Annotated in this window: 10 protein-coding genes; 3 read left to right on the forward strand and 7 right to left on the reverse strand. The window is 61.8% G+C overall.

What is annotated here, in order from left to right; translation table 11 throughout:
- Positions 1-17: 17 nt before the first annotated feature.
- From AB0O81_RS12660 to pepN, 7 genes are all read right to left on the reverse strand, one after another.
- The gene (locus AB0O81_RS12660) at positions 18-2,222 is read right to left on the reverse strand and encodes a TIM-barrel domain-containing protein (RefSeq protein WP_363584804.1); all 2,205 of its coding nucleotides are present in this window, start codon (positions 2,220-2,222) and stop codon (positions 18-20) included.
- Positions 2,219-3,334, reverse strand: coding sequence for a glycoside hydrolase family 15 protein (locus AB0O81_RS12665; protein WP_363584806.1), 1,116 nt, complete (start codon positions 3,332-3,334; stop codon positions 2,219-2,221). The genes AB0O81_RS12660 and AB0O81_RS12665 overlap by 4 nt, the downstream gene beginning before the upstream one ends.
- A gap of 63 nt (positions 3,335-3,397) precedes the next feature.
- On the reverse strand, positions 3,398-4,648 hold the full coding sequence (locus tag AB0O81_RS12670; protein WP_363584808.1) for a sugar ABC transporter substrate-binding protein: 1,251 nt from the start codon (positions 4,646-4,648) through the stop codon (positions 3,398-3,400).
- A gap of 44 nt (positions 4,649-4,692) precedes the next feature.
- Complete coding sequence (locus AB0O81_RS12675) at positions 4,693-5,559, reverse strand: carbohydrate ABC transporter permease (RefSeq protein WP_363584810.1); 867 nt, start codon at positions 5,557-5,559, stop codon at positions 4,693-4,695.
- Positions 5,552-6,493, reverse strand: coding sequence for a sugar ABC transporter permease (locus tag AB0O81_RS12680; RefSeq protein WP_363584812.1), 942 nt, complete (start codon positions 6,491-6,493; stop codon positions 5,552-5,554). Before AB0O81_RS12680 ends, AB0O81_RS12675 begins: the two co-directional genes overlap by 8 nt.
- Complete coding sequence (locus tag AB0O81_RS12685; RefSeq protein WP_363584814.1) at positions 6,490-7,707, reverse strand: ROK family transcriptional regulator; 1,218 nt, start codon at positions 7,705-7,707, stop codon at positions 6,490-6,492. The genes AB0O81_RS12680 and AB0O81_RS12685 overlap by 4 nt, the downstream gene beginning before the upstream one ends.
- A 231-nt stretch (positions 7,708-7,938) precedes the next feature.
- The gene (pepN, locus tag AB0O81_RS12690) at positions 7,939-10,434 is read right to left on the reverse strand and encodes an aminopeptidase N (RefSeq protein ID WP_363584816.1); all 2,496 of its coding nucleotides are present in this window, start codon (positions 10,432-10,434) and stop codon (positions 7,939-7,941) included.
- A 47-nt stretch (positions 10,435-10,481) separates the two neighbouring features.
- Here pepN and AB0O81_RS12695 point away from each other — a divergent pair, with 47 nt between their 5' ends.
- The 3 genes from AB0O81_RS12695 to AB0O81_RS12705 all read left to right on the forward strand — a co-directional run.
- Positions 10,482-10,934 carry a nitroreductase family deazaflavin-dependent oxidoreductase gene (locus AB0O81_RS12695; RefSeq protein ID WP_363584818.1) on the forward strand — a complete coding sequence of 151 codons (453 nt, stop codon included), beginning with the start codon at positions 10,482-10,484 and terminating at the stop codon, positions 10,932-10,934.
- Between the two features lie 173 nt (positions 10,935-11,107).
- Positions 11,108-11,929, forward strand: a complete 822-nt coding sequence (locus tag AB0O81_RS12700) for a GNAT family N-acetyltransferase (RefSeq protein ID WP_363584820.1) — start codon at positions 11,108-11,110, stop codon at positions 11,927-11,929.
- 59 nt (positions 11,930-11,988) lie between these two features.
- On the forward strand, positions 11,989-12,079 hold a 91-nt coding region (locus tag AB0O81_RS12705), incomplete at its 3' end, for an FTR1 family protein (protein WP_363584830.1).

A 12,079-nucleotide genomic window follows, 5' to 3' on the forward strand; every position in this document is an offset into this window, starting at 1 on the left:
GTTGGAGCGCCGCCGCGCTATCCACGGTCAAAAACTGAGCGCAGTCCTTCCCAGGCTTCTTCACGCACGTAAACGGGAATCTCATCCCAATCCGTCGCCCGCACCACTTCGCTGCCGCCCCGCAGACGTTCGCCCGTGAACGCGTCGACCCACCGACCTTCGGGGAGCAACAGCATCCTTTCGGATTCGCCCTCGGTAACCACGGGCGCAACGAGCAAGTCACGACCGAGCCGCCATTGGTGTGGATGCTCCCAGATACGCTCGTCCTCGGCGTCGTCGAAGAAGAGCGGACGCATGAGCGGCTCCCCCGCGAGGATCGCAGCTCGAGATTCCTGCGCGAGATAGGGAACGAGTCGTTCACGAATGTGAGCGAAGCGGCGAGTGACCGGAAGCACCCGATCATTGCTCGTGCGAGCCGCAATGTTCCACGGGGTGCGGTCTCTCGAAGGCTTCCGATGATGGTTGAACTCAGAGTGGTACTGCATTATCGGCACGAACGCACCCGCAGCGATAGATCGCAGGTACAGCTCCGCAGACGGAATATCGCCTGAGAATCCGGCGACATCCCATCCCCAATAGAGGATGCCGCTGGCCGAGGCAGTGAGTCCGGCCGTCAGCGACCAGCGGAAAGCTTCCCACGTCGAATTCTCGTCACCAGCCCAAAAAGTGCCGTGTGCTTGGCTACCAGTGAAACCAGCACGGCTGAACGTGACCGGAGGCTTTCCGACCGAGCGCATGAGGTCGCCGTAAGCCGCCGCATAGGCGACCGGAAAGGTGTTGTTCTTTTCACCGCCGGACTTGCCGTCCCGGTACACGAGATCATGCCCCCACGCATGCTCGCCACCATCGGTCTTGAAGCCGTCTACGCCCATCTCTTCGACGAGGTAGCGACGGCGCTCGGTCCACCAGCGCGCTGCTCGCTCATCGGTGAGATCCGGCATCAGCCCCAACGGAAACCACCAACCGCGATTGCGATACGGACGCAGCGAACCGTCGGGGGAAGTCTCGCGAATCACTGCTTCAGCACGCACCGCGGCGTCTGCATCTGCCTTCGCTTGCCCCTTGGGGTGCGGGCGCATCTTCTGGAGAGGGATCTGCCAGAGCACAAGGCGCACGTCACGCTCGTGCAGTTCGTCGATCATGCCTTTCGGGTCGGGCCACGCGCCGTCCGGGGGGAATGTGAAGTCGGCAAGACATGCCGGCCGACCATCTTCGCGGACCTCATACTGCGCGTCGCGCCAGGTGTGAAAAGTTGACTCGTCGCTCCATGCCTCAATAACCACAGTGCCTACGGGAATATCGTGCTCACGATGAGCCTCAATCTGCCTCATCACCTCGGCCTGGGTGTTCCACTCGTTTCCGCTTCCCCAGAGCCTAAACACCCAGTCCGGTAACTCTTCAGGCCGACCGACTTCGCTCAAAAACGAATCCAGCACGCCACGGGGGCGCCCCCGATACAGCGCGAGATCGACTAGATCTGTCGCGGCGCTTTCAGCATCCACTTCGACCTCGATAACGAGCTGGTCAGAAACGCTTGCCCCGACGTCGAACCAGACGCGCCGAGATGTGCGGACGTGAAAGCCCCACCCCGCACCTCCAACAACGTGGGCGAAGGGCATCGGCATATACGTCTTGCGCTCGGCTCCCTGGCTCTTGTACTGCTCGAAAACCATCGAATCGAGCGTGAGACCACGCTGATCGAGCTGGTCGAAACGCTCACCGAAACCGACGACCTTCTCACCTGCGGCAAGCTCAAGAGCGAAACGCACACGGTGGATGCGCTCCCCATCGTCGAGAACCGCCCCTGTGCCCGCAATCGCGGCACCAGGAATGGCGACGGTCGGACGCCAGCCAGCCACGCGCACCCAGAACCAGCGCGTCGATCCACCGTCAGATGTGAAGCGGTAGCGAAGCGTCGCTCCGGCCTCGAGATCGAGCAGGGTGATGCTCCACCCTCCCGATGCGCGAGCGAGCCGAGCTTGAGCTGAAGCGAGGTGGCCGCCATCGATGACCTGTCCGCGGCTACGCCGTTCGGAGCGCTCGAGCGCCAGCGCACGGGGCGGAGCGCCGTCAATCGAGAGCTCTAGCGACACCTCGGTCACGTCGTTCGTGGCAAACACGCCGAGTACGAGAGGTTCGCCCTGAACGGGAATGACGGGGTCACGCTGTTCTGTGTCAACGGAGTAGGGGTGACCGGATCCACCCGGACGATGACGGATCATTTTGCAACCTCCACGCCGAGCTCCACTGCAAGTCGCACCAGCATCGCATGCGACCACAGCAAAGGTGTGGCCACGGTGCCCCACCGTTCGAGCCACTCCGACCTATCGTCCGGATGAAACAGGTGTCCGTCGACCTGTTCCGGAAGAAAGCCATCTTGCGTGACAGCGGATGCTGCCCATTCGAGCAACTCAGCCGCGCGTTGATCATCGCCAGCTGCGTGCCAGGCGAGGCCGAGCATGCACGACAGCAATGGCCAGCGACCTCCGCCATAGAAGCGATCACCGACGAAACGGTGCACCCCACTATTAACGGTCAGTTCTTCCTCGATGCGCCGAAGAGTCGGCTGGCAGAGAGCGTCATCGCCGCTGAATAGTCCGATGGGCCCGAAAAGGGATGCCAAGCTCGCGTCCACGCGTTGCTCCCCGACCCACTTGACGAGACGCCCTTCGAACACCCCGTGAGTGCGAATGCGCGCCTCAATAGCCCTCGCCGTCGACGCGGCAAGATGGCGACGATCATCGTCGAGAGAAGCGAGCCCTGACGCTGCTTTCAGGCCCGCAGCGACGCACCCCCAAGTCGAGATGTGCTGCTGTTCAGAGTGCTCTTCCCACCAGTCAAAACATGGCCTGCTCCACGTCGCGCAAAGATAGTCAACGCACAGCGCGACGGCTTCCGACCACGCAGACCCGTCGCCCCCGACACGCGTCTCGTGTGCGGCGAGCGCCCAAATCCAGGTGCCATAGCCATCCAGCTGAAAGTCCCACCAGTCATCAGCTCCGGGTTCACCGTCGAGAGTGAACCGAGTTGGCAGCATTTCTCCGTCTGGCAGAGGTGCGCCGTTCGCCTCTGCTTCGACGATGCGAAGAATGCGATCCTGATTGGCCAAGACCACTCTGGCGCACCAGTCGAAGAAGGCATGAGCTGACGCAGAGGCACCAGCGGAAGATGCAGCATCAGCGATGAAGGCACCGTCACGAAACCACGAGTAGCCGCGGTACGCAGAGAAGGTGGGGCTGGCGGGGTATGCGCCGGAGTCATGTTGCATGTCGGTGATCAAGTGGAGGCTCGCCGTGGCCAACGCAGCGATGTCAACAGTCTGGGAATTGGTCATGGGTATCTCTCTGGCCGTGGTGCGGGTAGGACCAGATGGTCGCTACCCGCACGATGGGTGTGGTCAGCCGCCGATGACGTCGTTGATGCGCGACTCTGCGTCGGCCAGCGCGTCTTCGACGGTTTTGCGCCCCGACTGGGCCTCTACGAGTTCTTGCGTAATGATGTCTTGCATTTCGGCTTGCCCCTCGGCCACGACAGGAGGCAAAGCGATGCCGTCGAGCGAGTCGAACACAGCTTGACGGTTCGCCGGATCGGTCTTGTCGAGGTAGGTCGCGAGTTCTGCCTCATCCGAGATCGGCGGAAGCTCCCAACCCGAGTCCAACCGAACTTCGACCATGGTCGACGATGAGGTGAGGAACTCGGCCCACTTGTTCGCGGCCTCCACGTTTTCACTCGCGGCCGAGACACCAACCGCGTTGGAGAACACCGCGCTTGCCTGTTGCGTATTGCCTGGTTCGACAGCGATATCCCACCCGAACGGGACGTCGGCAACCGCGCCAAAGATCCAGATACCGGTGTGCATCATGCCGAGCTTGCCTTCGGCGAACAGGTTCGTGTCGAAGTCGGCCGTCCCCTGCCCCTGCTCGATAGTCGGCATCACTGTGCCTGACTTTCCGACCAGCCACTGCGCGGCTTCAATTCCTTCTGGTGTATTGAACGCAACCGCGGTGCCGTCGGCATTGAGGAACTCTCCGCCGTTCTGTGCCAGCACCTTGTAGTACTCGTAGAAGCTGACCGGCTGATGGTCGCCCCAGACGCCAGCAGCTTCATCCGTCAGAGCGACTGCCGCGGCTTCTTCGTCGGCCCACGTCCAGTCATTCGTTGGATAGTCGAGACCTGCGGCATCGAAAAGGTCGGCGTTGTAGAACATCACAACGGTTGAGAACGAGCTGGGCAATGCATACTGCGTGCCGTCGGTCTGATACGCGTCGAGCAACGTCTGACGATATGCCGCGGGGTCGGTGACCTCGAGCGGTGCGAGCACCCCGTTGGCTTGATAACTGGCGTAGTTAGCAAACTCGATGTCGAACACGTCTGACACGGTGCCCGCTGCGAGGTCAGTCTGCAGCGCAGTGCCGTAGTCGCCGTAGGGCAACGTCGTCACGTCAACCGTGACCCCCGGGTTCTCGGATTCGAACGCCTCGACAATCGTTGCGAGGTTGTCTTCGTTTCCATCATTCGAGATGAAGTTGGTGTAGGTGATAGTGATGTCTTCACCGTCATCCGACGCCGTCGTGTCGGTTCCGCTGCAGCCAGCGAGCGCGATCGACGTGGCGCCCAGGATGGCGATCGCTACGAGCGAATGCTTCATTGCTGTTCTCCTTTGATCAGGTGGTGCACTCAGGGTGATCCGGATCATTTGATTCCGGAGCTTGCGACGCCCTGCACGATGTAGCGCTGGGCGAACAAATAGATGGCGAGCATGGGAAGGATGCTGATCACAGAACCAGCCATGACCACGTCCCATGAGGTCGTGTATTGCCCCTGGAGACTGGCGAGCGCTACCGGCAGCGTCTGCATCTCAGGTGCCCGCAGCACCACGAGCGGCCAGAGGAAACTGTTCCAACTGCCCATGAACGCGAAGACGGCCAGTGTCGCGAGCGCGGGGCGAATGTTAGGGAGGACGACCGTCCAGAAGATGCGAAAGTGACCTGCACCGTCGATCGTCGCCGCTTCGTCGAGTTCACGCGGCACTTGGTTGATTGCCTCGCGCAGCAGAAAGATCCCAAATGCGCTCGCAAAACTGGGCAGCAGTGCTCCCAAATAGGTGTTCACGAGACCGAATTCACGAAGCTGCGCAAACAACGGAACGATCAGCACCTGCAGCGGAATCATCATCGTCGACAGGTAGATAGCAAAAACGACAGTTCGTCCTCGAAACGCGAGCCGGCTGAACGCGTAGGCCGCTGTCGCGCTTGTGAATAGTTGGAGGATGGTCGTAGCGAGCGCCAACACGACACTGTTGCCAATGTTGCGAAGAAACGGCCGCTCGGTGAACAGACGCTGGTATGCCTCGAGCGAGGGATCGTCAGGAATCAGGCTCGGGGTGAGAGTCAAACTCGCGCCCGGCGTGATCGAGGTAGCGACCGTCCATGCGAAAGGAAAGATCATGGCGATGGCGCCGAGCGCCACGACGACGAACAGCGTAATCATGCCCAGGCGTGTTTTTGTCGTTGCGGCACGTTGTGCAGCACGGCGCGTGGCCACAGCGAGGTCAGCCATAGTTGACCCACTTTCGTTGCCCGCGAATTTGGACCGCAGTGATCGCCAGGATCACGATGAACAGCATCCACGAAAGGGCCGAAGCTTCGCCGGCGGCCCCGTACCGGAAGGTCAGGTCATAGATCTGCTGCACCACGACAGTGGTTGCACCATTCGGACCGCCGCCGGTCATGGCATAGACCTGATCGAAAACCTGAAACCCGTTGATGAGGGAAATAACAACGACGAAGAATGTTGACGGCGACAACAGTGGCAAGGTTATGTTGCGTAGACGCGACCACCATCCGGCCCCGTCGACCTTCGATGCATCGTAGAGCTCTGTCGGAATCGTCTGGAGCCCAGCGAGCAGAATGACCATGACAAAGCCCAGGTCTTTCCAGACCGACGCGAGAATCACCGACGGCATCGCCCACGCGGGATCTGTCCACCAGCCAGGCCCATCGATGCCAAAGACACTGAGGATGCTGTTCACGACACCGTTGCTCGGGTTGAGCAGCCAGCGCCACACGAGTGCAGCGGCGATCCAGCTGGTCACGACCGGGAGAAAGTAGACGCCGCGCAATAGCGTGCGACCCTTGAGCGCTGTGTTCAGGGCCAGCGCGATCGCCAGGCCGCCGAGGTAGACAACCGGGAGATATCCGACGATGTAATACAGCGTGTGGAGGAACACCTCGGCGGTGCGCGAATCGCTGAGCAGTGCTACGTAGTTGTCGAGGCCGACGAAGGTTGCCGGTGAGATGAGGTTCCACTTGGTAAGGCTGATCCAACCGGCCGAGATCATTGGAACGAGCACGAAGAGCAGGATGGGGATTGCGCTCGGGGCAAGGAATGCCACTGCAACCCACGTGGTGCTGCGCCGGCGTCTGACCCGAACCTTGGGCTCTTGCCGCAACACGTCAGACGCAGAGTACTGCGCCCCCAGAGTCGCCGTCACGGCGTTTGTCCTTCGGCGTCGCGCCGCTCAAGTCGTTCACGGACGAGCCGACCTTGGTCACCGGCGACCCCGTCAACGTCAAACGGGGTCGCGAGCACGAGCGCGGCCGCGCCTTGGGCCCAACTTGCGTCTTGCCAGGTCTCGACGCTGATGCCAATACCTCGTCGCCCAGGCATCAAGCTCGCGCGCAAGGCGGGCTCGAACCCGAACGACCAGTGCGACCACGAGGTGGTCCCCTCGCCAAGGATCACGACCGCCTCGGGGTCGAGCAGGTTGACGATGCCCGCGAGGGCCCGCCCGAGCAGATGACCCGCCTCGCTGAAAATCGCCGCCGCAGCGGCATCACCGCCATCGGCTAGTTGTTTGAGCGTGGCTGAGCCTCCCGACTCGGGAATGATGCCCCGCGACCGTGCCGTACGAACGAGCGCTGCTTCACCGATGAAGGATTCGAGGCACCCGACGTTGCCGCAGGTGCATTCGGGGCCGGTTTCTGCGACCGGCGTATGCCCAAATTCGCCAGCGCCCCCCTTCGCACCGCGCACGACCGCGCCATCAAGCACGATCCCCGCACCGATGCCCGTTCCAATCGTCACAACGAGAAAGTCGCGATGAAGTGCGCCGACGCCGAATAGTCGCTCGGCAACGGCGAGCGCGTTGACGTTGTTCTCCACGAGAACCGGAAGCTGGAACGCGCGCCGCATCCACGCGCCAAGATCAGCCTGGTGCCACGCCAGCTGCACCGAGTCCACGACCCCGCTCCCCTGACTGTCGACCGAGCCGGGAACACCGATGCCGATGCCAAGCAACGGCACTTCGCCACCGCCATCAATAAAGCGGCGCAAGAGCACCGTCAGTTCAGAAAGCATGGTCGCTTCTGCAGCGGTAAACGGTTCGCTTGCGGAGCGCCGCACCGCTCCGTCGATGCCGACCTCTACAAAAGCCACATGGTCTGCTGAAATCTTGACGCCGATAGCGCGAGCAACATTTGACGTTAACCCGAGTTGGCGGGCCGGTCGGCCGCCGAGAGAGGGCGCAGTATCTAGCTCGACGACGAGACCATCTTCGATAAGGCGCTTCGAAATCGCGGTCATTAGGGCGGGTGAAACGCCGACGACACGGGCGAGATCGGCACGAGAGGCGGGACCACTCGCGCCGAGGTGCGCAAGCACTGCTGACCGCGTGACGTCGGTTCCCCCGAATGAAGTGCGTGGCATATCAACCCCTTTGTTCAGGACTTAATTAAGCACACAACATGAGATTATTCAAGCCTTTTCGTCATGCACGAGAATTTCTGTCCTCGACAACCGGGCCGCGAAGCCCGCTAACCCCCAGCAGCGCACCTCTGTCGCCGTTGCGTGATCCCACGAAAGCGAGCAGGCCGAGGCTGTGGTCGATGCAGATATCGACCACTTCACATTCGACGTAGAACTCGTCAGCCCGCTGGACTAGATCACCTGGTTGAGTGCCTGAACCCGAAGCGCGCGGGAACGGTGATCCCGTTGCTCGACGACAAGGCGGCGCAGTGCCGCGGGGGCACCGTGGTGAGCCGCGAGCCAACCATCGACGAGCTCTAGCGTCTCGGTTGCAGGAAACAGCCCCACAACCAAACGCCGCGCGATCTCGATGCTGCGTGTCTGCCACACCTCGCCGATTCGCGAGAAGTAGTCGCTGTCGTAGGGCGCAGTGAGGTCACGGTGATCTCCTGCCGTGAAGCCACGGATCGTCGCGTCAAGGTGGTCGTTGGTGAGCGTGTGGTCCTCCCACGCACCCGCCCATGCCGCCGCGCGCACCGCGACTGTCGGGCGCGAGGCGAGCACCCTCAGGAACTGTGTTCGCCCGCTTGCCGTGTCGTCTGCTTCACGTTCGCGGCGAGCGTCCGCCTCGTCGGCATCTCCCGTGGCGGCGAGGGCGCCGAGTAGCATCCATCGCAAATCAACGTCGAGCTTGAGCCCTTCGGGTACGCCCGCAGCATCCGTCAATATCGCTCGAATATCGCTTGCGCGCGAGTTGTCACGAGACGCCGCATCTGCCACAGCGCGTGCCCATACCAATTGCGCACCGCTGCCTGCATCCGCGGCCATCAGCGCATCCCATGCCGTGTTCAACCACATTTCTTCGACACTCGCACGCACGCCAGCGGGCTGGTAAAGACTCGACGCAACGGCGGCGTTGGCCACAACTCCCGACAGCAGACTGAGATTGGTTTCGGCCGGCGCATGAGCGCGCGCGATGCGCAGATACCGCTCTGCGCGCAACTCACCATCGCGAGTGGCATTCCACAGCGCTGACCACACCAGGCCCCGAGCAAGCGCATCCTCCATCGTCGAGAGCGCAGCCTCGACAGCGTCAAGCGAGCGGTCATCGAGACGCACCTTGGCGTAGGTCAGGTCACCATCGTTGATCAGCGTGAGATCAGCGGGATCGAGCGATACTTCGGTGTGCGCGCTGTCAATGTCGAGCGCGACTCGTTCTCGCAGCGCGAGACGGCCCGCCGCCAAGTCGTAGAGACCGACCTGCAGGCGGTGCGGGCGCGGTTCGCTCTGGTGCAGCACTACCTGCGAATCAGTTTTGTGCTCGAGCCAGAGGGTAGTGACGCCGCTGGTTTCGAGCCACGCGCGAGACCAGCTACGCAACTCGCGGCCAGATGTCTGCTCCAGTTCGACCAAAAGATCGTCGAGGGTCGTGTTTTCGAAGGCGTGCCGTGCAAAGTATTGGCGGGCGCCGCTGAAGAACGCCTCTTCGCCCACGAACGCGACCAGCTGCTTGAGAACCGAGGCGCCCTTCGCATAAGTGATGCCGTCGAAATTCAGCTTGGCTGCTTCTAGATCGGTGATGTCAGCCACGATCGGATGAGTGGTTGGCAGTTGATCCTGCGTGTACGCCCATGCCTTGCGCCGATTTGCAAACGCCACCCACGCGTCGGTGTATTTGGTGGCCACAGCAGATGCATGTGCGCCCATGTAGTCGGCGAACGACTCTTTGAGCCAGAGGTCGTCCCACCAGCGCATCGTCACGAGGTCGCCGAACCACATGTGTGCCATCTCGTGAAGAATCGTGTTCGCGCGAGCGGCCTGTTGCGCCTGGGTGGATGCTCCGCGAAAAACATATGCCTCGGTGAACGTCACCAACCCCGGGTTCTCCATAGCGCCGATGTTGTACTCGGGCACGAAGATCTGGTCATACTTTCCCCACGGGTAGGGATAGGCAAACGCGTCGTCAAAGAAGTCCATCCCCTGACGGGTGACCTCAAGAATCTCGTCAGATTCGAGGTGATCGGCAAGCGAGGCACGGCACAGCACTCCGAGCGGCACGGTGCGGTCACCTCGAGCCCAGGTGGAATCGACGCGATGATAAGGACCGGCCGCAATGCAGGTGATGTAGCTCGACAGCGGGAGCGTCTGCGCGAAGCGCACGGTCTGTGCCGACTCAGTGGTGACGGTTGAGGCAGCATCCTGATTCGACAGCACCTGCCACCCCAGTGGTGCGGTCACCTCGAAGGTGTAGCGAGACTTCATATCGGGCTGCTCGAAGCAGGCCATCACGCGACGAGAGTCTGCGGGCTCGTAGTGCGTGTAGAGATAGGTCTCACCGTCAACGGGGTCAACGAATCTATGCAGCCCCTCGCCCGATCGGCTGTACGCACCCTTCGCAACGATAACCACCGTGTTCGTCGATGCAAGGCCCGCCAGCGCGACCCGCGCGCCGTCGTAGTTGACGGCAACCTCCGTCCCGTTGATGCTTACGGCGCTGACAATGTCGCCGATGAAGTCGACCCATGTCTGGTCGGTCAAAGCATCGAACTCGAGAGTGGTCGTGACCGGAAAGTCTGCACGGTCTGGGTTGGTCGCGCCGGTCACGTCGATTTCAACATGGATGCTACGGGCAGTGATAACAGCGGATCGCGCCGCCGTCTCAGCCCGAGTAAGATTGGCCGTGGTCATGCTTCTATCGTGTCACTATGACCCCGCGCCGCCCCTAGGCTTCGAGCATGACTATCGCGACAGCGCTCAAGGACTTCGGCCACCGAATGGTGAATCGCGTTCACCGCGCGATTCTCGCCGTCTCGGGAGGACGGCTTGGCTCGACGATGGGCTCGATGCCCGTGATCGAGCTGACGACCATCGGGCGCACATCTGGATCCCCGCGTACCGTCATGCTCACCGCGCCCATTCATGATGACGACCGATACGTGATCGTCGCCTCCAAAGGCGGCGACTCTCGGCACCCTGCCTGGTACCTAAACCTCGTCGCGAATCCCGAGGTGGAAGTCAGCGTGCACGGGCGCACGATCCCGATGACCGCGCGCACCGCGACGCCCGACGAGCGCGCAGAGCTTTGGCCGAAGATCACTCGCAGCTACCGCGGCTACGCCGGGTACCAAACGAAGACGACCCGTGAGATTCCAGTCGTCATCTGCGAACCGCGCCCTGACAGCGCGTGAGCTGGCGCAACCCTAGACCCTAGGCACACTGCTTATCGAGCGATCACAGAGATTGATCGCCCAACGCGGAATGATCAGTCACCAGGCGCCGTTGCACTTGTGGCCCGCCGGGATGATCGCGCGCTTGACGCAACCACCCAGCGAGCAGAGAGAGCTATCGGAGAAGCCAAGAAGTGAACGAGTCGCTGTCCCCTCATCACGAAGCCACCATCCTTGACAACGCTGCCTGGCACGCCCTTGTGGGCCCACACGCGCGCTTTGCCGAAGGCGATGATCTCGCGCGTCGCTACCACCCGGACGTCGCCCCGTTCGTCGCGGTACGCACCTGGGATGACGCGCAGGTATGGACTTCTCTCAGCGACCTGGTCGGGCCCGGAGCCCAGATCGGTCTGTCTGGTGACATTCCGGAGTTTCCAGACGGCTGGGAGGAATTGTGGCGAGGCGACGGTGTGCAGCTCGTCGAGACCGAAGCTCTCCACCCGGTTGCAGACCCAGAAGTTCACCTCCTCGGCGAGGCTGATGTGCCCGAGATGCTTGCTCTTATTGAACGGAACAGACCTGGCCCTTTTCTGCCTCGCACTCATGAACTCGGTCGCTACATCGGAATCCGTCGCGAAGGCCGACTAGTGGCGATGGCGGGAGAACGTCTGCGACTGCCGGGGTGGACCGAGATCAGCGCGGTATCGACCGACGACGCATACCGACGACAAGGGCTGGCATCACGGCTCGTGCTGGATGTTGCCTTTCACATCCAACAGCGCGGCGATCGTGCACTCATGCACGCTGCGGCAACAAACGTCACCGCGGTCGCGGCATATGAGCGCCTCGGGTTTGCCCGTCGCCGGCTCACGACTTTTGCCGGGGTACAGGTTCCCCAACTGCAGTTTCTCGCCGTTCCAACTCCAGCACGTCGCTTTGGTCTACAGCACGAGCACAATGGTGGCCGCACAGATCGCCGGGATGCGGGATTTTGCGCTAGGCGCATCGAGCGCTAATTTGGTGAGGTAAGCCTTACCTCACCAAATCTCGCCCCGTCTATTCGAACCGGAACACTGTGCTCGCTACATTCCTGATCGGTTTGCGTGAAGGCCTCGAAGCCGCCCTCGTGGTGGGAATTCTCGTTGCCTACCTCACGCAGCTTCGCC

Source organism: Microbacterium sp. NPDC076911 (assembly GCF_040687125.1).
In the GTDB taxonomy this organism is placed as follows: domain Bacteria; phylum Actinomycetota; class Actinomycetes; order Actinomycetales; family Microbacteriaceae; genus Microbacterium.